Origin of the sequence: Limnofasciculus baicalensis BBK-W-15 (assembly GCF_024178385.1) — a bacterium.
GTDB lineage: Bacteria > Cyanobacteriota > Cyanobacteriia > Cyanobacteriales > Coleofasciculaceae > Limnofasciculus > Limnofasciculus baicalensis.
In genome coordinates this window covers 7,415-30,153 of record NZ_JAMZMM010000028.1, presented here as the reverse complement: position 1 = coordinate 30,153, position 22,739 = coordinate 7,415, and the positions used below count along the sequence as shown (strand labels likewise).

General features: G+C 42.6%; 25 protein-coding genes, 1 tRNA gene and 1 other annotated feature. Of the genes, 17 read left to right on the top strand and 9 right to left on the bottom strand.

Features of this window, described 5'->3' with window-relative positions; genetic code table 11:
- The first annotated feature begins 179 nt into the window (after nucleotides 1-179).
- The 8 genes from NJ959_RS04870 to NJ959_RS04835 all read left to right on the top strand — a co-directional run bounded on the left by NJ959_RS04870 (nucleotide 180) and on the right by NJ959_RS04835 (nucleotide 9,493).
- On the top strand, nucleotides 180-1,331 hold the full coding sequence (locus NJ959_RS04870; RefSeq protein ID WP_254010626.1) for a peptidylprolyl isomerase: 1,152 nt from the start codon (nucleotides 180-182) through the stop codon (nucleotides 1,329-1,331).
- Nucleotides 1,332-1,472: 141 nt separating this feature from the next.
- On the top strand, nucleotides 1,473-1,802 hold the full coding sequence (locus NJ959_RS04865; protein WP_254010625.1) for a hypothetical protein: 330 nt from the start codon (nucleotides 1,473-1,475) through the stop codon (nucleotides 1,800-1,802).
- Nucleotides 1,803-1,896: 94 nt separating this feature from the next.
- Nucleotides 1,897-2,949: a thiamine-phosphate kinase gene (gene thiL / locus NJ959_RS04860; protein ID WP_254010624.1), complete on the top strand. Its 1,053-nt coding sequence runs from the start codon at nucleotides 1,897-1,899 to the stop codon at nucleotides 2,947-2,949.
- Between the two features lie 347 nt (nucleotides 2,950-3,296).
- A complete protein-coding gene (gene iscB / locus NJ959_RS04855) occupies nucleotides 3,297-4,601 on the top strand; it encodes an RNA-guided endonuclease IscB (protein WP_254010623.1) in 1,305 nt (434 codons plus the stop codon).
- Between the two features lie 108 nt (nucleotides 4,602-4,709).
- Entirely contained in the window at nucleotides 4,710-6,824 is a 2,115-nt protein-coding gene (gene glmS, locus NJ959_RS04850; protein WP_254010627.1) for a glutamine--fructose-6-phosphate transaminase (isomerizing), read from the top strand.
- A 332-nt stretch (nucleotides 6,825-7,156) separates the two neighbouring features.
- Nucleotides 7,157-7,669, top strand: coding sequence for a DM13 domain-containing protein (locus tag NJ959_RS04845; protein ID WP_254010622.1), 513 nt, complete (start codon nucleotides 7,157-7,159; stop codon nucleotides 7,667-7,669).
- Between the two features lie 384 nt (nucleotides 7,670-8,053).
- Entirely contained in the window at nucleotides 8,054-8,836 is a 783-nt protein-coding gene (locus NJ959_RS04840; protein WP_254010621.1) for an SDR family NAD(P)-dependent oxidoreductase, read from the top strand.
- Nucleotides 8,837-8,845: 9 nt separating this feature from the next.
- A complete protein-coding gene (locus tag NJ959_RS04835; RefSeq protein ID WP_254010620.1) occupies nucleotides 8,846-9,493 on the top strand; it encodes an MOSC domain-containing protein in 648 nt (215 codons plus the stop codon).
- 9 nt (nucleotides 9,494-9,502) lie between these two features.
- On the opposite strand, the gene NJ959_RS30090 is transcribed toward NJ959_RS04835, so the two are convergent.
- The 7 genes from NJ959_RS30090 to NJ959_RS30085 form a co-directional block, all read right to left on the bottom strand.
- On the bottom strand, nucleotides 9,503-9,628 hold the full coding sequence (locus tag NJ959_RS30090; RefSeq protein WP_256528752.1) for a hypothetical protein: 126 nt from the start codon (nucleotides 9,626-9,628) through the stop codon (nucleotides 9,503-9,505).
- Nucleotides 9,629-9,756: 128 nt separating this feature from the next.
- A complete protein-coding gene (locus NJ959_RS04830; RefSeq protein ID WP_254010619.1) occupies nucleotides 9,757-10,227 on the bottom strand; it encodes a type III secretion system chaperone family protein in 471 nt (156 codons plus the stop codon).
- 49 nt (nucleotides 10,228-10,276) lie between these two features.
- Nucleotides 10,277-10,915 carry a YkgJ family cysteine cluster protein gene (locus NJ959_RS04825; protein WP_254010618.1) on the bottom strand — a complete coding sequence of 213 codons (639 nt, stop codon included), beginning with the start codon at nucleotides 10,913-10,915 and terminating at the stop codon, nucleotides 10,277-10,279.
- Complete coding sequence (locus tag NJ959_RS04820; RefSeq protein WP_254010617.1) at nucleotides 10,908-11,549, bottom strand: hypothetical protein; 642 nt, start codon at nucleotides 11,547-11,549, stop codon at nucleotides 10,908-10,910. The genes NJ959_RS04825 and NJ959_RS04820 overlap by 8 nt, the downstream gene beginning before the upstream one ends.
- 80 nt (nucleotides 11,550-11,629) lie before the next feature.
- On the bottom strand, nucleotides 11,630-14,038 hold the full coding sequence (locus tag NJ959_RS04815) for an eCIS core domain-containing protein (protein ID WP_254010616.1): 2,409 nt from the start codon (nucleotides 14,036-14,038) through the stop codon (nucleotides 11,630-11,632).
- Nucleotides 14,039-14,440: 402 nt separating this feature from the next.
- On the bottom strand, nucleotides 14,441-14,914 hold the full coding sequence (locus NJ959_RS04810) for a thermonuclease family protein (protein ID WP_254010615.1): 474 nt from the start codon (nucleotides 14,912-14,914) through the stop codon (nucleotides 14,441-14,443).
- Complete coding sequence (locus NJ959_RS30085) at nucleotides 14,889-15,014, bottom strand: hypothetical protein (protein WP_256528736.1); 126 nt, start codon at nucleotides 15,012-15,014, stop codon at nucleotides 14,889-14,891. The genes NJ959_RS04810 and NJ959_RS30085 overlap by 26 nt, the downstream gene beginning before the upstream one ends.
- 257 nt (nucleotides 15,015-15,271) lie before the next feature.
- Here NJ959_RS30085 and rplS point away from each other — a divergent pair, with 257 nt between their 5' ends.
- The 8 genes from rplS to rplL all read left to right on the top strand — a co-directional run bounded on the left by rplS (nucleotide 15,272) and on the right by rplL (nucleotide 19,923).
- Nucleotides 15,272-15,628, top strand: coding sequence for a 50S ribosomal protein L19 (rplS, locus tag NJ959_RS04805; RefSeq protein ID WP_254010614.1), 357 nt, complete (start codon nucleotides 15,272-15,274; stop codon nucleotides 15,626-15,628).
- 98 nt (nucleotides 15,629-15,726) lie between these two features.
- Nucleotides 15,727-15,799, top strand: a tRNA-Trp gene (locus NJ959_RS04800).
- A 445-nt stretch (nucleotides 15,800-16,244) separates the two neighbouring features.
- Nucleotides 16,245-16,484 (top strand): preprotein translocase subunit SecE, encoded by a 240-nt coding sequence (secE, locus tag NJ959_RS04795; RefSeq protein ID WP_254010613.1) that lies wholly within the window; start codon nucleotides 16,245-16,247, stop codon nucleotides 16,482-16,484.
- Nucleotides 16,481-17,098 (top strand): transcription termination/antitermination protein NusG, encoded by a 618-nt coding sequence (gene nusG, locus NJ959_RS04790; RefSeq protein WP_254010612.1) that lies wholly within the window; start codon nucleotides 16,481-16,483, stop codon nucleotides 17,096-17,098. The genes secE and nusG overlap by 4 nt, the downstream gene beginning before the upstream one ends.
- Before the next feature lie 2 nt (nucleotides 17,099-17,100).
- Complete coding sequence (gene rplK, locus NJ959_RS04785; RefSeq protein ID WP_254010611.1) at nucleotides 17,101-17,526, top strand: 50S ribosomal protein L11; 426 nt, start codon at nucleotides 17,101-17,103, stop codon at nucleotides 17,524-17,526.
- A 208-nt stretch (nucleotides 17,527-17,734) separates the two neighbouring features.
- Nucleotides 17,735-18,451, top strand: a complete 717-nt coding sequence (gene rplA / locus NJ959_RS04780; RefSeq protein WP_254010610.1) for a 50S ribosomal protein L1 — start codon at nucleotides 17,735-17,737, stop codon at nucleotides 18,449-18,451.
- A 64-nt stretch (nucleotides 18,452-18,515) separates the two neighbouring features.
- Nucleotides 18,516-18,681 (top strand) — a sequence feature (ribosomal protein L10 leader region).
- 169 nt (nucleotides 18,682-18,850) lie between these two features.
- Nucleotides 18,851-19,417 carry a 50S ribosomal protein L10 gene (rplJ, locus tag NJ959_RS04775; RefSeq protein ID WP_254010609.1) on the top strand — a complete coding sequence of 189 codons (567 nt, stop codon included), beginning with the start codon at nucleotides 18,851-18,853 and terminating at the stop codon, nucleotides 19,415-19,417.
- Between the two features lie 104 nt (nucleotides 19,418-19,521).
- A complete protein-coding gene (gene rplL, locus NJ959_RS04770) occupies nucleotides 19,522-19,923 on the top strand; it encodes a 50S ribosomal protein L7/L12 (protein ID WP_254010608.1) in 402 nt (133 codons plus the stop codon).
- A gap of 324 nt (nucleotides 19,924-20,247) precedes the next feature.
- Here the strand turns inward: rplL and NJ959_RS04765 are convergent, their stop codons facing one another.
- The gene (locus tag NJ959_RS04765; protein WP_254010607.1) at nucleotides 20,248-20,490 is read right to left on the bottom strand and encodes a hypothetical protein; all 243 of its coding nucleotides are present in this window, start codon (nucleotides 20,488-20,490) and stop codon (nucleotides 20,248-20,250) included.
- A 190-nt stretch (nucleotides 20,491-20,680) separates the two neighbouring features.
- On the opposite strand from NJ959_RS04765, the gene mraY reads away from it, so the two are divergent.
- Nucleotides 20,681-21,805, top strand: a complete 1,125-nt coding sequence (mraY, locus tag NJ959_RS04760) for a phospho-N-acetylmuramoyl-pentapeptide-transferase (RefSeq protein WP_254010606.1) — start codon at nucleotides 20,681-20,683, stop codon at nucleotides 21,803-21,805.
- A gap of 215 nt (nucleotides 21,806-22,020) precedes the next feature.
- On the opposite strand, the gene tnpA is transcribed toward mraY, so the two are convergent.
- Nucleotides 22,021-22,434: an IS200/IS605 family transposase gene (gene tnpA, locus NJ959_RS04755; protein ID WP_254010605.1), complete on the bottom strand. Its 414-nt coding sequence runs from the start codon at nucleotides 22,432-22,434 to the stop codon at nucleotides 22,021-22,023.
- Nucleotides 22,435-22,739: the final 305 nt, after the last annotated feature.

Sequence of the window (22,739 nt, the reverse complement as noted above, 5' to 3'; positions counted from 1 at the left end):
CCCCTAACCTCTAACCCCTAACCCCTAACCTCTAACCCCTAACCTCTAACCCCTAACCCCTAACCTCTAATCCGGAACCTCTAATCCGGAACCCAATCGTGGCAAGATGATAGATGACGTTTTACACCCTGGGGATAAGTCTAAATCCTAATGGTTTGAAGGATTTGGCAATAGGTTTTATGAGACTTTCAAAAATTCTAAAGCTCGATTGGTACAAGCGTTTGGCTAAAACTAGCCTCTTGGCAGTAATATTGGTTTCCCTTTCAGTAACCCTTTCTGGGGCTTGGTGGAACTTTGGTGCTAGTCAACCAGCCCGTAATAGTCAATTAGCGCAGGGAGATCCAATTACAGATGAGGCAGCGCTATTACGGTATGCGCTACCGATTGACAACCAGCAAGTGCGGGATATACAAGCCTCTCTTGAAGAGGTAGAGCTACAAATGCGCCGTCAGCGGTGGAGTACCGTTAGTAGGGATATCTCCAAAGCCTCTACAGTATTGAGTATTCAAAGCGCTCAACTTCTTGCTGAGATACCCGACGATCAAAAACTGCAAGCAGAAGCCTTAATTACCCAGATGAAGGATGGTATTGCTACAATCCGCGCTGCGGTGGAAGTTAAGGATCGGGATCGGATATTACTTGAACGGGAGATATTACTCGATCAAGTAGGAGAACTCGAACAGATGATGGTGCAAGAGTTTCCCTTTGAAGTACCCTCAGAATATAGTAATCTACCACAACTTAAGGGTCGTGCCAAAGTTGAATTTGTGACAAATAAAGGCAATATCACTGTGGTTGTTGATGGTTACAGCGCCCCTGTTACTGCCGGAAATTTTGTTGATTTGGTGCAGCGGGGTTTCTATGATGGGTTTCCAATTACCCGTGCAGAGGATAATTTTGTCGTCCAAACTGGCGATCCACCAGGGGCGCAAGTTGGTTTTATCGATCCGGATACTAATGAGTATCGCACTATTCCTTTGGAAATATTGGTCAAAGGCGATCCAGAGCCGATCTATGGTATTACTTTTGAGGAGGCGGGACTTTATTTAGACATTCCCGTATTGCCTTTCTCTGCTTATGGTGCTGTCGGTATGGGACATCCAGCTACTGATGTAAATGGGGGATCTTCTCAGTTCTTTTTCTTCCAGTTTGATAAGGAAATAACACCTGCTGGCTTTAATTTGATGGATGGCAATTATGCCGTATTTGGCTATATTGTAGATGGCAAGGATATCCTGGGTAAACTTGAAGTGGGTGATATTATTGAGTCGGCTACCGTCGTTGAAGGTGCTGATAATTTGGTTCAGCCGCTAGTCGCTAATCAAGGGTAGAATTATCGCCATCTTTAGGTTATTTAGGTACAAAGAAACCGGGTTGTTTCAGTAAAAAGAAACCCGGTTTCTGAGATCTATTTCAGGGTTTCTGAGATCTATTTCAGGGTTTCTGAGATCTACTTCATTCAACGGAAAGATATGCCCATTATTGACTTACTATTGGTAATTACACTAATTGTTCTAGGGGTTGTATTATTGCGAGGTGTTCCCAAAAATCCTCAGCAGAATTTGGAAAATGCCTTTACGAAGCAGCAGTTAGATGATGCTTTCTATCGGCTTCTGGAAGAACAATCAAGTTGTATTTCTTTAATTCAGCTAACAGCAGCGTCGCGTGTGGATGTGGAAGATGCGCGAAAGTATTTAGATAGACAAGTCAAAATGTTTGCTGCTATTCCCGAAGTAGATCCAGATGGTGATACATTTTATCGCTTTCCTAAACTACATGGGCGTATTCTGGAAAAAGGATGAAGGTTGAAGTATGAAGTATGAAGTATGAAGTATGAAGTATGAAGTATGAAGTATGAAGTATGAAGGATGAAGTATGAAGTATGAAGTATGAAGTATGAAGGTTGAAGAAAGTTTAATTAAAGATATTGGAGAACAAGGACTCCTAAAAATAGTACAGCGTTTCTGTCCACAAGATATTATTGGTGATGATGGGGCAGTAATTCCGTCGCCAGATGCGGGTAAATCTCTGGTGGTAACTACAGATGTTTTAGTCGATGGGGTGCATTTTAGCGATCGCACTACTACTCCCTACGATGTCGGTTGGCGATCTGTTGCTGCTAATTTATCTGATTTAGCAGCAATGGGTGCATCTCCTTTAGGTATTACTGTGGGTTTAAGTCTACGAAGCGATTTACCCGTTTCTTGGGTTGAAAAATTATATCAAGGCATGACTCAATGCTTAGATCGGTATAATACTCCTATCGTCGGTGGTGATATTTGTCGTTCACCTATTATTACTATTTCTATTACTGCTTTTGGTCAAGTTTTTCCCCACTATACTATCCGTCGCTCAACGGCAAAAGTTGGTGATGTTATTATGGTTACTGGCTTTCATGGTGCTTCACGGGCAGGATTGGAATTATTACTTAATCCGGCATTAGGCAAATCTCTCAATGAAGCGGAACGATTATTTTTAATTCAAGCTCATCAACGCCCTAAACCTAGACTTGATATTTTACCTTTATTAAAGTCAAAATTTAACATTCCGATATGGCATCCCCTGGAGCATTCCGATATGGCATCCGCTGGACCATTCCCCATTTCCGGTATGGATAGCAGCGATGGTTTAGCAGATGCGATCGCACAAATTTGTCGTGCGAGTAAGGTTGGGGCTATAATTGAGCGATCGCAGATTCCTCTGCCACCTTCATTAAATCAGTTAGTTTCACCGCAGGAGGTTTGGGATTGGGTTTTGTATGGTGGTGAAGATTTTGAATTAGTTTTATGTTTACCCAATGAATTGGCTCAATTCCTAGTACAAGAGTTAGGTGAGGGGGCAGCGGTTATTGGTTATATTACGGATGGGGAGGAGGTTTTGTTAAGAGATAGTAGTGGAGTTTTTGGGGATGAGATCCTGACTATAACACGGGGATTTCAGCATTTTTAGTCAGATAATTCCATTGTAGAGCGGGCATCTTGCCTGCCTCATTTATACAAATTAGCTGCTTGACAGCTTAGGTATTGTGGGCGATGGCTTGCTGTGTTATCTATCGATTATAGTCGCTATCCACCAAACACTGGACAAAACTGGACAACCAGTTCAAACAGTATAGAGATAGCCAGCCAAGCGTAAAAAACTACGTTTTTAGGGTGATGACACCTACAGGTGCTTTCCAGCCTGTAGCTCTGTCGTCAATTATTAAACATCTGTATTTGGCCCGAGGAAGTGTAATTGACCTAAAAAGCCCTGAAAACATTGGCGCGGAAAACATTACCCCGAAAGGGAGGACATTCATGTCTAATTTCGTCTTTGTTCTCGATACTAATTACCAACAGCTTAACCCAATACCACCGGGACAAGCAAGGCGATTGTTAAAACAGGGTAAAGCCGCTATCTATCGACGTTACCCATTTACAATTATCCTGAAGCACAAAATATCTCACCCCAAAACACAGCCTCATCAATTAAAAATTGATCCAGGTTCTCAAGTTACCGGATTAGCCATTATTCAGGATAACCAAGTAATTTGGGGTGCGGAATTAACCCACAGAGGAGAAGAAATTAAGCATGACTTAGAATCCCGTCGTGCTATTCGTCGTCATCGGAGAAATCGGAAAACCAGGTATCGTCAACCTCGGTTTTTAAACCGTACTCGAAAATTAGGATGGTTACCGCCAAGTCTTGAATCTCGAATCGAAAATATTATGACTTGGGTTAAACGTATATGTCGGTATGTTCCTATTACAGGGATATCTCAGGAATTAGTTAAGTTTGACACCCAAGCCATGTCAAATCCAGAGAGATCGGGGATTGAGTACCAACAAGGAGAACTAGCTGGGTATGAGATTAGAGAATATTTGCTCTCAAAATGGGGTAGAAAATGTGCCTACTGTGGTGTAGAAAACTTACCTCTAGAAATAGATCATATTCAGCCAAAATCAAAAGGTGGAACCAATCGCGTCTCCAATCTAACCCTTGCCTGTCATCAATGCAATCAAGCTAAAGGTTCTAGGGATATTAGAGATTTTCTTGCCAAAAAGACTGAAGTACTATCACGTATCTTGAAACAAGCCAAACAACCATTAAAAGATGCAGCAGCAGTAAATGCTACTCGTTGGGCATTATTCAACAGATTGAAAGAAATAGGCTTACCCGTTGAAACCGGGACAGGTGGTCGAACAAAATACAATCGTACTCGATTAGAACTACCGAAAACTCATTGGTTAGATGCAGCCTGTGTGGGAGTAGTGTCAAGCTTACAAATCTTGACTTCAAAGCCTTTATTGATTAAAGCTAAAGGGTGGGGAAGTCGTCAGATGTGTACGACAAATAAATATGGCTTTCCGATTAAACATAAAACGCGGTGTCAGACATTTTTTGGTTTCAAAACTGGCGACATGGTACAAGCAACCCTGCCCACAGGGAAATTTGCAGGTATTCATGTTGGTAGACTAATTGTACGAGCAAGTGGAGTTTTTGAGCTGGTTTCAACAAAAGGCAAGGTTAGCCCGGTGCGTCACAAATACTGTAAAGCAATTCACCGCAAGGATGGTTATATGTATGCTTTGTCCACCTTTGTCCAGTCAATTGGCAATTAGAGGCGTAGCGATCGCAAATCACCTTAGCACTTGACGTGATGAGGATTGCCCATTAGCCTTAATCAAAGATGCGAAAAGCTCGTCAAAGCACTAGGAGTGAACTGTCAAATGTGTGGCATAGTTGGCTATATCGGTACTCAAGCGGCTACAGATATTTTAATGGCGGGGTTAGAGAAGCTCGAATACCGGGGCTATGATTCTGCTGGAGTTGCGACTATCTGGGAAGGAGATATCCACTCCATTCGTGCCAAGGGTAAACTCTATAATTTGCGGCAAAAGCTGGAAGAAATTGCTAATCCTGCACAAATTGGGATTGGGCATACCCGTTGGGCAACTCACGGTAAGCCAGAAGAATATAATGCGCACCCCCATACGGATACCCGTAGGCGAGTAGCGGTGGTGCAGAATGGTATTATTGAAAACTATCGCCAATTGCGGGAAGAATTGCAAAAACGGGGACATGAATTCTCTTCCGATACTGATACTGAAGTTATCCCCCACCTAATTGCCGAATTTTTACAAAATCTCCCTACTCCAAAAAACCCACTCCCCACTCCCCTCTTAGAAGCAGTAAGACAAACTGTAAATAGACTAAAAGGAGCATTTGCGATCGCAGTTATTTGTGCAGATTATCCCGATGAACTAATTGTAGCAAGACAACAGGCTCCTTTAATTATCGGTTTTGGACAAGGGGAATTTTTCTGTGCTTCAGATACCCCTGCAATTGTGCCTCATACTAGTGCTGTTTTAAATCTAGAAAATGGGGAATTAGCTAGACTTACTCCTCTGGGTGTAGAGGTTTATAATTTTGGCGGGGATAGACTCAAGAAATTTCCTCGTACTCTAAATTGGAATCCAGTGCAAGTGGAAAAGCAAGGATTTCGCCATTTTATGCTCAAAGAAATTTATGAGCAACCTGGGGTAGTACGGAGTTGTTTGGAAAATTATATTAATGATGATTGGCATTTTGATGGTAGCGGCGTGGTAGCGGATTTAGCAGCGGATGGGGTAACGGATGTAAGGGATGAGGTGACGGATTTAGCAGCGGATGGGTTAACGGATGTAACGGATGGGGTAACGGATTTAGCAGCGGATGGGGTGACGGATGTGGGAGGAAAATTAGGAGAAAAAAGGAATAATCCATCCGTTTCTTCTCCTCCCATCTCCAAGGCTACCAGTAGCTCATCCGCTGCAAATCAGCCACCCATTAAGCTAGGAATTCCTGATTCTTTGTACGCCAACTTAGAACAGATTCAGATATTAGCTTGCGGTACGAGTTGGCACGCAAGTTTGGTAGGGAAATATTTGTTAGAGCAATTAGCAGGAATTCCCACAATGGTGCAATATGCTTCTGAGTTTCGCTATGCACCATCACCGTTAATGAAAAACACTCTAACTATTGGGGTAACTCAATCTGGAGAAACCGCTGATACTTTGGCGGCGCTGGAAATGGAAAGACAGCGGCGGATAGATTTGGGTGCGGAATATGAGGTTAAACTATTAGGAATTACTAATCGTGCAGAAAGCTCTCTAGCCCATTTAGTGCCTCATATTATTGAGACTCATGCTGGGATTGAAATTGGTGTGGCGGCTACGAAAACTTTTGTTACTCAACTAGTGGCATTTTACTGTTTGGCATTGGATTTAGCCTATCGACGAAAAACATTACCATTATCGAAAATTGCCGAAATTATTACTGGGCTGCGGCAATTACCTGCCCAAATAGAGATAGTTTTGGAGAGTCAAGAAAGGTATATCGAAGAGTTAGCCCATGATTTCTCGGAAACTCAAGATTTCATTTTTATTGGCAGGGGGATTAATTTTCCGATTGCTTTAGAGGGGGCGCTGAAACTGAAGGAAATTAGTTATATTCATGCCGAAGGTTATCCGGCAGGTGAGATGAAACATGGACCAATTGCGCTATTGGATGCTAAAGTGCCAGTAGTTGCGATCGCAATGCCAGGAATGGTGTATGAAAAGGTGCTTTCTAATGCCCAGGAAGCTAAGGCACGAGATGCCAGGTTAATTGGGGTAACGCCGATGAATGATGAAGAGGCTGCCCATGTATTTGATAATCTTTTGCCAGTACCTGTGGTGGATGAATTACTTTCACCAATTTTAACTGTAATTCCGTTACAGTTATTAGCATATCATATAGCGGCGCGGCGTGGTTTAGATGTGGATCAACCGAGGAATTTGGCTAAATCTGTCACGGTTGAATAGCTGATTATAGCCCTTGGCAGGTGAGTGAGGTACAGAGAAACCCGGTTTCTCAAAGAAACCGGGTGTACTTCATAAACCTGCAATCTGCTATAAATCTGAAGTATTTTTACTAATTACTTAATATAAACCAGCAGACAAAGAAACAAATAAGTCTTTCTACCTTAGTATTTCCTGAAAAATACCTGAAAGTATTGTAGTCTAACTCTCAGCTTTTACCCATAAATTATTTATGAATACATCATATTGACATACTATCTACGAGTCATAATGGCTATAGACATAATACCGACAATGGTGTTATTCGTGAAATGAAGATCGGAGAGAATAAAACGATGAATCTGAAACATATATTATTGCTTGGGTTAGTTTACTTATTGACAATTAGTTGTCAAAAAGGAGCATCGGTAAATCAACCTACTGACACTTCTCCTGTAACCGCTTCTCCTAGTGCTGTCGCTCAAACCCAAGATACTCCTGCATCTCCATCGAATATAGTTAAATCAGGTACATTTGTTGCTGGGGAACAACCGACGGAAGGCGCTGTTAAGATTGTCACCAAAAATGGCAAATCTTATTTAGAATTGGATCGAGCATTTAAAACCTCAGAGCAAGGACCGGATCTTGTTATTATTCTACATCGCTCTGATGACATACTCGGTTCGACAAAACCGCCAGCTTACTCCCTTAAAGAAGGAGATTACGCGATTGTCGCTCCCTTAGCAAAATTTACTGGCGCTCAAAGTTACCCCATCCCTGATAATATAAAAGTGGATGACTATAAATCGGCTGCTATTTGGTGTCGCAAATTCAATGCTACCTTTGGAGTTGCTAAATTAAGTAGTTAAACCCTGTTTTTTAACTAACTCCGAATATTTCAGCGACTGAGTATTTGCTAGGCATCAGTAGGGTGCGTTACTTAACACACCCTACTACCGATCCTAAAATAGTGAAATCAAAAGCTTACCACCCGACATGGAAAAAGTCATAAATATTGCTAAAAAGCATAAAGTAATCCCAGTATAACCTCACAAAAACAATTGGTTATTGATTATTGCACCCCCACCAAAATATTAACTCACTACCATTCATTCCTCTTCCTGCGTGTCTTCGTGCCTTCGTGTTTACATAACATGGACAATTTTAGCCCTGTCACACCACCACAGAAAAATAACCTCTAAAACTAAATTCCAGCTAAAATAGAATCTATCTAGCAAAGCAGAGGTGTCAAGATGCCTAAGACAGTATTAATCACAGGCGCATCCGGCGGGATTGGGTACGAATTGGCAAAGTTATTTGCTCAAGACGGAGATAATCTAGTATTGGTGGCAAGAAATGAGAATAAGCTAAATGAAATTAAAAGAAATTTTGAACAAAACTACCAAGTCATTGTTAAAGTATTAGGCAAAGATCTCTCTCAACCCAATATAGCAGTTCAAATATTCAATGATCTGGAAAAAGATCAAATACAAATTGATGTATTAATCAATAACGCTGGCTTCGGAGATTTTGGCGAATTTGTCAATACTAATTGGGAAAAAGAAGCAGATATGATGCAAGTCAATATGGTTGCCTTAACCCAAATGACTAAATTATTCTTAAAGGGAATGGTTGAACGAAGACGAGGGAAAATAGTCAATGTTGCTTCAACAGCCGCATTTCAACCAGGTCCTTTAATGGCCGTTTATTATGCTACAAAAGCCTATGTATTATCCTTTTCAGAAGCAATTGCTAATGAACTAGAAAGTACTGGAGTTACAGTCACCGCCCTTTGCCCTGGTGCAACAGAATCGGGTTTTCAACAAGCTTCAGCAATGGAAGAATCAAGGTTAGTTAAAGGGCGGAAATTACCGACAGCAGAAGATGTAGCTAAATATGCTTACAAAGCGATGGAGAAAGGACAAGTTGTGGCAATTCATGGTTTATTTAACTGGATTGCTGCTAACATAATTCGATTTTTGCCCAGAAAAGTTGTGACTGATGTAGTGCGAACAATGCAGGAACGGGATCGCTAAAAGGATATCATGAAACTTGTATCTCTCAATATTGGATTACCCCGGGAAGTTACCTGGCAAGGAAAAACTGTGGCAACGGGAATTTTTAAAGAGCCAATTTCTCAGCGGATAAACCTGCATTTTTTTAACCTAGATGGAGATAGACAGGCAGATTTAACCGTACATGGGGGAAGAGATAAAGCAGTTTATGCCTACCCAGTTGAGCATTACGATTACTGGCGAGGTGAGTTACCCGATATGGATTTACCTTGGGGAATGTTCGGCGAAAACTTGACCACAACTGGGTTATTGGAGGATACTGTTAATATTGGCGATCGTTTCCGAATAGGTTCAGCCGAAATTATGGTAACACAACCTCGTAGACCTTGCTACAAACTGGGGATAAAATTTGGACGCACAGACATAGTAAAACGGTTTCAAGATAGTCATCTGTCAGGGATTTACTTTTCTGTAGTGAAAGAAGGTGAAGTGGGAGTAGGAGATGGAATAGAATTAATTCATCGAGATGAAAACAATGTCACCGTTGCTGATATCAATCGATTGTATTTACGCAAAAACATCGATTTAGAATTGTTGCATCGTGCTGTTGAGGTTAAGGCATTAGCCGAAAACTTGCGCAACTATTTTCAGCAACAGATTGATAAGAAATCTGTTTGAAAGACGGAATTAGTAGAGTGCGAAACCATTAATTTTATCGGGGTGAAGGATAGCAACCAAAATCTTCAGCCAATTACCAGAATCCTTATCTCGCCATCCTTCACCCTGCCTCTGGGCGACCAAAATCTTACTCATGCTTGACAAATGGAAAAGATAGTGTATGATGAAGTTGTGTGTGTGAGGAATAAGAAAAAGCGCTTGGGGTCGAAACACGGCCAGACTCCCAGGCGCTTTTTCTCTTTGGATCTTTTGTATGTAATGAATCATTCTGCCAGATTTTCTGTTTCTGCGAGTGCTTCTTCTGGGGAAATAAAGCCAGATATCACCAATCTAATTCCCGGTAGATATCGCTCCATCATCATCAAGTTGGTATAAACTAAATCTTTTATAGTATCGGAAGTAAGGGATTTATTATTAAAACTAATACTAGTTTTATAGCGGATTTCACCATTATTAAAGTCTAAATCAAAACCGCCGATAACTTTCTCATGATTTATTCTTAATAGAAACTCGCCTACAACTCTACGTTTAGTTTTTGGTACTTGGGTGGGGCAAACTGAGTAAAAGATAAATTGTTTTTCTTTTTCTCTGACTTGGGCATAACAATCACATTTTCCGTTTTTTCCTTTAAAGGCTAGGCGTAAGGTTGATTGTTTTTTTATTTGAGTAAATGACCAATTGTCTTGGGTGAAGAAGTTGACTATTGCGTCAAAAATGGGTTGGTTTGAGGTCATGTCTTTAGGTGTGGCTTTGGGAGTTTGTTTTGAGAGAATCTCCAGAAGATTACGATTTATCCATAAAAACTTCTACTAACCCAAATTCTTTTTTATTTAGATTTTCCTCAATCCATTCCTGATTAAGTTCCATTTTTTCAAAATCTTTCCAGATTCTTTTATCGTTGGCACAACTATATTTTCTACATACGGATGGGCGATTTTCATAAATGTTACAACACTTTTTGTCTAAGTTCATTTGATGGCAATATCCCTCTTCGTGATGCCGATTATAATAAGGTTTACCTAACTCCCATTTCATTCTACCTGTTTCAATCTCTTCTACACTTAATGCGAAATGCAGCCGACAGCAAACAGCTTGACAAATGTGGAGTCTTTCCTCACAATTGACAACTACAGATTGCTTCTTATCCTCATCGCTATCTACCCGAATGGCAACTCCCAATCTGGCAAATTCTTTTTTTTCTATAATTTCTTTCCGGACAGATTCTACGACTCCCTTTAATTCATCCGGCTGAACAATTCCTTTTTGAATGAGATAGTCTATCAGCCCATAGATAAACGACTCATTTTCATTAATCCGCATGATTTGTTCGGTCAATACAGTATGAGCGAAAAGATTACCCTTTTCTACCTGATTCTCTAACTCCCGGAAATCATCGGATTCAGATATTTCTGCTTTATTCATGCCAATTATTCTTTTTCAATGTTTCTTTTAGCCGCTCAATTTCTGCATCTCTATCAGCATTTTGCTCGTAAAACTTAACTGGAATACCTGCGATTTTACCTATATAGAATGCTGCTGCATCCTTCACTCGGTATCTCAGACTATTTCCCAGAGTGGCTTCCTGGCTGCCCTCATAGAAAATGATTTCTGAATTGTCTAATAATTTTGTTAAATAAGGAATAGCTTTCTTCCCTGTATTTACTAGGTGTGTGCCTAATGTACCATAATCCTTTACTCCTTGCTTATCAGTATGGTACATGAAACCCCATTGATTTCCCAATATCTGAAAGTCACCTGTTTCGGAGCCAGTAATCGCCAAAGCTTGGGCATAGACGTAAGCCAAATTGTCCTCCCATTCTTCAGGTGGATAATGGGATACTTTTTCGTATAATATCTCGGAAGCCAAAAGACGGGTTAAATCAGAATAATTGCTGCTTTGGACAATTTGCTCTAAATAAATACGATTTTCTCCCTTCTGCCAAATGGAATCAGATAAGTTATGCCTACCTGATAGGAATAATCCTGAATAACCTGCATCAGTGAGATTTATAGCAATTGTTTCAATCGGTTCTGATTGCATAATTTGCGATTGCATAACATTGTTCTCTTGAATTACACAAGATGATGAGTTTAAAGTGATAGTCAATAGAATGGCAATGTAGTTTTCCATTTATCTTATCGTCTTTCGTCAGTGATATTTCCCCATTCTTGATAACTTACTTCACCTGTAATTCCGGTGTGAGTTCCATCTATTACCTTAATTCTTCCATTTAAAAGAGGTGGATGCCATTCCTCAATTATCTGGACTCGCGTACCAAGAGGGAGAGAAATATTTCGCAATGGTACAGGAGGCATTAAGGTTACAGGTGCGGTTGTAACTTTTACATCCACAATCGGTAAATCTACTGTATTTGCACCAGTTGAAGATTTTGAGGCATTCCATATTTCTGCAGATTTCATAAATGTAGAGGAAGGTACGCCATCGGATACTTTCGATAGCGGGATTTTAGTGAAATTACCTTGATCGTCTGTTCGCCATCCCCATCGTACTGAACCATAATAAGTTCCGGATTGTACTCCTTTTGTGGCTAAAGCAGTAGTTTCAAAAATTTGCCCTGACTCTTTCTCTGACCTCACCAATTGGGGTGTGTCTTTTAGTACTGCATCCTTATGCTGAAGTGCCTTAGCCTTATCTATATAATGATATCCATGTTGTCCCCAACCAGGGCTTGTACTCGTGTCATCCAAAGATGTACTTGGCAACGAGTCTACTGGATAGATTGGATTATTATAATCTTTAACCCTATCGATCATACTACCTTCATCGGTTTCACCAGTCTTACTGTCAACAGTAATTGCATCACCAGATTGAATAGACCTATCTTTATAAAAGGCATCATTATTGATGAAATGAGGCTTTTTAGTTTTAATTGATTTAACAGATTGGGTAAGTCCAATTAATTCTGCATCAACATCATTACCTGCTTTAAACTTTAATTCAATATCGACTCCTCTTAAGCCTCCAGGAGTTACCGGAGTAATCAAATCATATTTATCTGTATCCCATTCCCCACCCGAAGTATCCACTTTTCGTTGAACAAGTGCCCTGGAAAGTGAAGAAGTTTGCAACTGCGATCGCGTTGCGCTGCTGCGATCGCCCTTGGCGTTGCCGTAGGCTAGCGCTGCTCGCATCTGCAATCCTGGAGACGTATATCCTGATTGTTCATTTTCAGTAACTACTTTTGAGATAGAATCTACTTCTTTTTCCTGAGAAGTATCTTTTTTCCCTACCTCAATATTTCTCTGGACTGCACCCGTCTGCTGCACCACATGAGTCAACTCATGGGCCAACAACTCCTGTCCACCTTTACTCCCAGGGTCATAAGTTCCTTGCCGAAAGAAAATATCCTGCCCCGTCGTAAACGCCTGAGCCTGAATTGAACGATTAAGTTGGTCAGATTGGGCATCGGTATGAACTTTTACCCCACTGAAATCTGCCCCAAACGCCCCCTCCATCGGTTCTCGTACTGATTCATCAAGCCCTTGTCCCCCACCACGCGCCTGCTGTATCCCTTGTTCCACATCCTGAGTAACCGACGTTCCCTCGCCAGTACCCCCCTCGCTGTGGCGCATCACTGTTATATTAGGTACTGAGGTTACCCCTGTGTCTGACTGGCGCTGCACTGGCTGTTGGGGTTGAGGTGAGTTAATCTTTTCTACCACCTGAGCAGCTACAGCATCAGCCTCTTGCTCATATTTATCCCCCGCTTCTCCCACAGTCAGCTTGGCTTGAATTGGCAGCTTTTGTTCTTTTGTTTCTGTAGTTGTCGCTACTTCCGATTGAGGACTAGCAACTTCTGGTTTTGATGAAGTTTCTGTATTTCCTACTAATTCTGAAACTTTTTTCGCCCGAATCCGACTCGGTTTAGCTTGAGTTATTGATAATCCACTCAAATCATTCATGGCAACAATCTTGGCATCTAGCTTACCAATATTCTTGGGTTGCCAAATCTCTGTTTCCTCATCTCCCCGGATTGAGGAAAATGTGTTTTGAGTATAATCCTTTGCCTCGGATATTTCGGCTTTAGTCTGAATAGTTTCTGGGAGTTTTTCCTCTTTCTTTTGATCTCCACACTCATCACACTTGAGCTGAATTGTCCCCGATTGGGGCGATACTTCCTCCGACTGCGGCTTTGAGAATTCTCTGGCAAATCCCCATATTGGCTGATGTTCGTCTGTTTCGGCTTCCGATCGCAAGGAGGTATCTTCCTCAGTTACTTCCTCTCGCTGGACTGTTGGTGGTGCTGTAGAAGGTGCAAATGAGGGAATACTCACCCCCTTGTAACCAAATGTTTCGACTTTCTCCCGTGCTTCGGGTGTCAGGGGTTGTACTTCTGATTGGGATGATTTTTGAGCAGGATCAGAAAAGGGACGAGTTTGCAATATATCAGTTTTGGGTAACTCACTGCTTCTGGCGTGTTTCCCGTTACTAAAAGCACGAGTTTGCAATATATTTGGCTTGGGTTTGGGGGTAAAAGCTGATGCACTGATATCTTTCCTGCTGATATGCTTGCGGCTGCCCATAAGTTTCGCCTCGATTGCTTTTGTGGGGAGTTGGGAATGGAGATATACCCTATCTGTAGCTTATCTATTTTTTCTGAGCTGGCTAATAATGTTGATATTTCTTAACTTAATTGGGTTTGAGTTGACCAAATCGGCGATGCTGAAAGCGGGTGTTGTCGTCTGGATGCTTTACTGACAACGCTCCTGCAACGCTAGTCGCAGGCATCGCCACACCAGTTGAAGGCTGAAGGCTGAAGGCTGAAGGGAAAAATTCTCAGTTTTGAGGAATGGATTTTTAATTAAAACCCATTCCTCATTCCTCAAAACTCTACTCCCTAGCCAGAAAGCCCCTACTGTTGTTCTTTTGCTTGGGCATAGCAGTCGCATTTTCCGTTTTTTCTTTTAGCCGAGCTTCCCCATTCCCTAATTATTAGCGTGCCGCCACTCCCAAGCAGGAATATACTTAGGATCGGACCAAACCCCCAGAGACTTATGTTTCGCCATCGCTTCCGCCTGTGTCACAATCGCCGCGCTGGGGCAATCTTTCAAATAAGGTCGGTATACTTGGGCTAATCCTTCTTTAAGCAAGACTTCCTGAACAAACGTACCATCAGGAAGACGGACTTCACTAATTTTGCGCCCATACTGGTCAGTATCAGTTATAGTCAACACAACGCGATCGCCTCCTTGTTTCAGCAACGCCTGCAATCGTTGCTGTGCTTTGCCTCCCCACTCAAATTGCTTCTTGTCTACTAACTTCCGGCTTTTCCTTTCAGCAGCAGTATGGGGAACTTCCGGCGCATCCACACAAGCAAAGCGCACTTTAATATCCTTGTTGCTGCTATCCGTCACCGTTATCGTATCTCCATCGCTAACAGTTTTGACTGAGTAAGTCATTTTCCCCGACTGAGTATTGCACCCCGCCATCCCAACAACCAGGATAGTAGTCGCGATGGAGATCGAAGATTTTGGCAAGAGTCGGAATAGCATAAGGCATTTGCAACAGATTTTCCCACTAACCATCATAGTTGGACTGCGATCTGCCTGGCAGTGTGCGATCGCATTCTGAACGTGACATCCTCCCTCGGTAAATCAAAGATGATCCCGGTTGCTCTCCAAAGAATCACTACGAGAGATTATCCTAGCCACTCCCCACTCCCCACTCCCCGATACGGCATCCGCTAGACCACTTCCCAGTAGACGTATCATTACTTCTCGATCTAGAATGAGAGGCTGTGACTTTTATTAAAAAAAATGAAGGCTCAAGAAATTATTCGCGAACTGGAAGCTGAACAGCTCAAATCAGACCTCCCCATTATCTATGTGGGCGACACCATTAAGGTTGGGGTACGGATTAAAGAAGGGAACAAAGAACGGATACAGCCTTACGAAGGTACTGTGATTGCCATGCGCCACGGTGGTATTAATAGAACCATCACAGTGCGACGTATCTTCCAAGGCGTTGGGGTAGAGCGGGTTTTCCTCGTCCATTCTCCCAGAATTGCTGAGATCAAAATTGTGAGTCGAGGTAAAGTGCGGCGGGCGAAACTGTTTTACTTACGCGAGCGCGTTGGTAAAGCCACTCGCATCAAACAGCGCTTCGATCGCTAATTTCTCAATTAAATTGAAAATTAGCTTGGCATTGATCGACTGATTGCGCTATAATAAGTAAGGTAAAGAGGTTAGACATACCTCTTCCACCAACTCCAGCGCTCTTAGTTCAGTTGGTAGAACGCAGGTCTCCAAAACCTGATGTCGGGGGTTCAAGTCCTCCAGGGCGCGTTACACCAAACTCTCAAGCTACGAATAAACCGTAGGTCTAGCAAGGCTTACGGTTTTTAAATCGTATTTTAACGATCGAGTTTGAATTTAATTTCACCGTCTAAAAATCGCTAGTCTACCTGGAGTCTACCTAATCTACTCCTACCTACATTTATACTGAACTCTTTTTCCGTCCACATCAAATGGTATAATTGAGAGATAAAAATTTTGGCATCTGCCCAAAGGTTTGGCTATAGCTGATTGAACCCCAGCCAAGTGGAAACCTGTAGGGTAGAATTGCTGTCTGGGACGCTGCCAAGTGAGATATACTAGGCACGGTCACAAACTGAGCATTAAAGCAAGCAATAGGTTAACATTCGTCATCATGATATATGTTAACCCAGATCGGATTGCTGACCGCTCAAAGTATAGCTCATAGCTAAATTGACAGGAGAGAATAAAACTGGTGGCCAAGAAAACTAAAACTGAAACAAAAGAAGCAGAGACTCAAGAAGCTTCATCTGGGTTTAACCTAGTAAAATTTTTTGAGCAAACCAAAGAAGAACTCAGTAAAGTTGTTTGGCCATCCAGGCAGCAGTTAATTAGCGAATCAGCCGCTGTGCTAATGATGGTCATTCTCTCTGCTACCATCATTTATTTGGTCGATAACTTCTTCTCGTGGGGATCAGGAAAGGTATTTGGATGAGTTCTGTGACAGACGAATCACTCGAGTCTAATGAACAGTTAGAACTGGATACATCCGCACGTTGGTATGCGGTTCAGGTGGCATCGGGCTGTGAAAAACGGGTCAAAGCCAACCTGGAGCAGCGCATTCAAACCCTGGATGTAGCGGATCGGATATTAAGAGTGCAGATTCCCCAGACACCAACCGTGAAAATCCGCAAGGATGGTTCGCGACAACACTCAGAAGAAAAAGTCTTCCCAGGCTATGTGTTAGTCCAAATGATTATGGACGATCACGCTTGGCAGGTTGTCAAAAACACACCAAATGTGATTAATTTTGTGGGAGCCGAACAAAAACGTCGCTACGGAAGAGGGCGGGGACATGTGAAACCAATGCCCTTAAGTCCAGGCGAAGTAGAACGGATCTTCAAGCAAGCCGAAGAACAAGAGCCAGTTATCAAAGTTGATATGGCTGTGGGCGATAAAATCTTGGTTTTATCCGGTCCATTTAAAGAGTTTGAAGGTGAAGTCATTGAAGTTAGCCCCGAAAGGAGCAAACTCAAAGCATTACTTTCAATTTTCGGGCGGGATACACCAGTCGAGTTGGAATTCAATCAGGTTGAAAAGACAAACTAAGCATGGCTAAGAAAGTAGTTGCAATGATTAAGTTGGCTCTTAATGCCGGGAAAGCCAACCCCGCTCCACCTGTAGGCCCAGCACTGGGTCAACATGGAGTTAACATCATGGCGTTTTGTAAGGAATACAACGCCAAAACAGCAGATCAAGCGGGCATGGTTGTGCCAGTAGAAATATCGGTATTTGAGGATCGCAGCTTTACCTTCGTTCTCAAAACCCCACCCGCATCCGTGCTAATTAGAAAAGCAGCCGGAATTGAAAGAGGATCGAGCGAACCCAACAAAAAGAAAGTGGGCAGCATCACACGCTCCCAACTTCGAGAAATCGCCCAGACGAAAATGCCCGATATCAATGCTAATGATATTGATGCAGCAATGAATATCGTTGAAGGCACTGCCCGGAATATGGGAGTGACAATCGCTGATTAGTTGTTCGTTATTAGTTATTTGTGATTAGTTGTTTGCGATCAGTTGTTTGCGATCAGTTGTTTGTTAAGAAAGACCAAGAACCAACAACCAACAACCAACAACCAACAACCAACAACCAACAACCAATAACCAACAACCAATCATCACTTCAGTAAACATTATTAGGGGAAGAGGCTAATAACTTCGTTAGAAACCCCAGGAGATAAAAATGGGAAGAAAGACATCGCGACGGCTCCAAGAATTGCAAAAGAAGGTCGAAGAGAGACCTTACGGGGCTGTAGAAGCACTGACACTTTTAAAGGAAACCGCCACAGCTAAGTTTTCAGAATCAGCAGAAGCCCATATCCGTTTGGGAATTGATCCGAAGTACACAGATCAACAATTACGGACAACAGTAGTATTGCCCAAAGGCACAGGTCAAACTGTCCGAGTTGCCGTCATTGCCAGAGGCGAAAAAGTCACCGAAGCGAGCAATTCAGGAGCTGATATAGTCGGTTCCGAGGAATTGATTACAGAAATTCAAGGCGGCATGATGGATTTCGACAAGCTAATTGCGACACCAGATATGATGCCGCAGGTTGCCAAATTGGGTAAACTGTTGGGACCGCGAGGTTTGATGCCCTCACCCAAAGGTGGAACCGTTACCTTCGATCTCGCTGGGGCAATTAGCGAATTCAAAGCAGGTAAACTAGAATTTCGAGCCGATCGCACGGGCATCGTTCATGTTATCTTTGGTAAGGCATCTTTTTCCGCTGAAGACCTACTTGTGAACCTGAAAGCCTTGCAAGAAACCATCGATCGCAACCGTCCTTCGGGAGCAAAGGGTCGCTATTGGCGTACTATATTTATATCAGCGACAATGGGACCATCCATCGAAGTCGATATTAGTGCCCTGCGCGATCTGAAAGTCGGTGATGCTGCATAATCATAAAAGGGAAGAGGTAAGAGTTAAAGATAGGTAAGATAGTCTAATTTGAGTTACAAATCCCAAACTCAATAGGATCGTACCAAAGACAGCAGGTGCAAATTGCTTAATATCCTGCCGAGGCGATCGTCTTAAGTATTTACCGTGCCACTGACATTAGTGTGAGTGGCAGGGATCTAAAAATACGAAGCGAAACCCCGGCATGGAGTCTGGGGTTTTGTTGTTGGTTATTGGTTGTTAGTTGTTGGTTGTTAGTTATTGTCTTGCAAACAAATAACTAATGGCTGTAACAGGCAAGATGCCTGTTCTACAAGAACAAATGGCTCCAAACCAATTACCAACAACAAACAACCAACAACAAACAACCAACAACTAAAAACAAAGGAGGTGAGATGAAGAATGGGCAGAACAAGAGAAAGTAAACAAGAGGTTCTTGAAGATCTCAAGCAAATTTTGAGTGAATCTCAGCTTGCGATTGCGATAGATTACCAAGGGCTTTCTGTAGCTGAAATTACAGACTTGCGGAATCGTCTGCGTCCTACAGGTACTCTTTGTAAGGTGACAAAGAATACTCTAATGCGACGTGCGGTGGAGGACGATCCGAGATGGAAACCGATGACGGAATTCCTCAAGGGAACAACCGCATTCATGCTGGTTAAAGACGATCTTGGTGGTGCAATTAAGGCGTACCAAGAATTTCAGAAAGTCAGCAAGAAGACTGAATTCAAGGGCGGCGTTATGCAAGGACGCGCATTGAATGAGGAGCAAGTGAAGGCGATCGCATTATTGCCATCCAAGGAGGAACTGATCGCACAAATCGCTGGTGCTATTAACTCTCTGGCAACCAAACTTGCCGTGGGTATCAACGAAGTACCAGCATCCTTGGGACGCAGTATCAACGAAGTACCAGCATCCCTAGGTCGCTGTTTCCAGGCGATCGCACAAAAAGAAGAAAGCGATGCCTAGTTATTAGTTGTTGGTTATTAGTTGTTAGTTATTAGACAAACAACAAACAACCAAAAACAAAGAACAAACAACAAACAACAAACAACAAACAAAGGAGTTTATCAATGTCTGCTGCAACTGATGAAATTTTGGAAAAACTAAAATCACTAACTTTGCTGGAAGCATCTGAGTTGGTGAAGCAAATTGAAGAAGCCTTCGGCGTTAGCGCTGCTGCTCCCGCAGGCGGGATGATGATGATGCCCGGTGTCATGCCTGGGGCTGGCGCTGCTGCTGCTGAAGAAGTTGAAGTGCAAACTGAATTCAGCGTCATCCTTGAAGAAGTTCCTGCTGACAAGAAAATTGCCATTCTGAAAGTCGTGCGGGCACTCACAGGTTTGGGCTTGAAGGAAGCCAAAGATTTGGTAGAAGCCGCTCCCAAGCCAGTCAAAGAAGCCATTCCCAAGGATGCTGCTGAAGATGCGAAGAAACAACTTGAAGAAGCTGGAGCTAAGGTTAGCATCAAGTAGTCAAGAACTCGCTGTCAACCCGCTTCGGATATGACGGGTAGCTCTGTAGGAGAGCTTCTAACTTGACCAGACTCGGTTCCAGGCGAACTACGTTATCTGGTTAAGGATTCGCTGTCGCTCAATTTATTTATTGGCGGCAATTCCCCGGACATTAACCCACTTAGGGTATAACGTCCGGGGAATTGCCGTATCTAAGGTGGGGGTTTCACGTTTGGGTATTTTTTTTTGAAATGATCAGGAACAAGGATGTGATGTGATGAAAGAAGTAATGCAGAAGGTTTACTGCCAACGAACTGATTCAGTTAGGACTTATACAGAATCCCGTTAAATTCGTGATATAGCGCTAAGTCCTATTAGTGTTTGTCGCAGTAAGCCATCAGGAATGGGGTAGCTTTTACCCATAGACAAACATCGTTCAGCTAAACCAGCAAGAATCAGGTGGGTAACGCCGATAAGTTTCGTTCTCTCTCGTAGCAGTTCATGTCGTTTCCCACATTGTAACCATCTTGGTGGTAGAACCCTATCGGGTACCAGGAAAGTATCTCCAATAGTAATCAGTTTCCACATTTTCCTTGCTGGGCTGCTGCTTGGGCAATCACTTACCCTTCAAAAACCGGGGAAATTATCTGGAGGGATTGATTAAACCCCCCCTATCAATGATAGGATTCCCATCAAGTGCGGTGGGTCGCACGGGAATCGTCAAGACGCGAAGCGTCGCGTTTGTGTGAGGAATGTTCGATAAAGGAATCTAATATCTGTGGTAGACGCAAAATTAACTTCTAGGCAGTCGTTCAACTTAACCGGATCAAGCCTCTTGACGTTACTGGCAGTCGGTTTGAGCCTGGGATCGATAATTTTGGATTTGGTAAAAGGGCAATCTCCTTTGGCAGGAGTCTCAATGACTTTGCCTTTGTGGATTTGTGCCTTACTGACAGCAGCTTTGGGCTACTGGGCTGTTCCACTTCTGCAAGCTCTGAAAATTGGGCAGATTATTCGTGAAGATGGACCTCAAACCCACTTACAAAAAGCTGGGACTCCTACTATGGGTGGGGTGTTTTTCGTTCCGGTGGCGGTAGCGGTTGCTCTTTTATGGTCAGGATTGGTTGTTGGAGTAGAAGACTTTATATCTGTCTTTGCTGTATCAGTTGTGACTCTTGCTTATGGGTTAATTGGTTGGCTGGATGATTGGCAAATTGTGCGCCGCCGCTCCAATAAAGGAATTTCTCCTCGCATGAAATTGGCGCTGCAAACCACTGTGGGTTTGTTGTTTTGTATTTGGTTAGCAGCAACTCAACCTGCCAGTATTACAACTATTAATTTACCTTTTGGGATAGCCTTACCTTTGGGTGCAATGTTTTGGCCTTTGGCGCTGTTTGTATTAGCTGCTGAAAGTAATGCTACTAACCTCACTGATGGGGTGGATGGACTCGCAGCAGGTACTTGTGCGATCGCATTATTAGCTATGGCAGCTATTGTTGCCCCAATTTCACCGGGTTTGATGATTTTCTGTGCCTGTTTTAGTGGTAGTTGTTTGGGTTTTGTGGCTCATAATCGGAATCCAGCTACTGTCTTTATGGGCGATACTGGTTCCCTGGCATTGGGAGGTGGACTGGCAGCGGTAGGATTGTTGAGTCAGAATCTCTGGTGTTTATTTGTTATCAGCGGACTTTTCTTGATTGAATCTCTCTCGGTGATTGCTCAAGTTGGTTACTATAAAGCCACGAAAGATGCTGATGGGATTGGTAAGCGTCTGTTTAAAATGTCACCGTTTCATAATCATTTGGAATTGAGTGGTTGGTCGGAAATTAAAATTGTGGGTGTGTTTTATTTGATTAATGGAATTCTGGCTTTGTTTTGCCTAAATATGAATCCAGGATTTTAATCGTAAGTTTCCCCCCGGTGGGGGGAACTTACGATTAAATTAAAATAGCAACAAGGTGTCTACTCAGGGGGCGATTGAAATCGCGGCTACACAAACGAAGGGCGATTGAAATCGCGGACTAAGAATGATTGGGGAAACCTGCGTAGGCAGGTTTTGTTTGTGTAGATGGGATTTCAATCGCCTAACTACTGAAAAAAGGCAATTTCAATGGCCGATTAACTAGAGGGAAGTTCCCAATCAGAAATCAGCGATTTCTGCCGATGATGAATAGCCTGATTTCTAATATAGTTAGCTACAGTATCAAGATCCTTGTGACTGACAGTAAATACGCCATAACTGCCTTGCCATTTAAAGAATTCACCTGGCTTAATTTCGTGAGTGATGAAATGAGAGGAACTACCCTTAATATGTTTAATGAGATCCGATACAGTTAAAGTAGATGGGACTTCGGTTAACAGATGAACATGTTCCTCAATACCACCAATCGCAACTACCTTACATCCTAATCGATCGCATTTCCCAATGATTGATGCGTAGACTACCTTTTGAATATCTGGTGTAATTAAAGGCAATCTATCCCAAGTCGCCCAAACAAAATGAAGATACAATTGTGTGAAATTTCCTCTCATAATTATACTAGTCCGCGTAGGCGGACTTTGTTTGTGTAGCTGCGAATTCCATTCGCCGCGATTTCATTCACTGCGAATTAATCCGCTAAACTGTAAATTATCTTTGCCAAACTCATTATTCCCAAACTATCTCGATGTTGAAACAAACAGGGTAAAAATTACTCACCGTCTCAAAATCGGGCGATTGAAATCGCATCTAGACAGACAAAACCCGCCTGCGCGGGTTAAATTTCTATTTTCTCTTTGAGACATCGGGCGATTGAAATCGCATCTAGACAGACAAAACCCGCCTGCGCGGGTTAAAT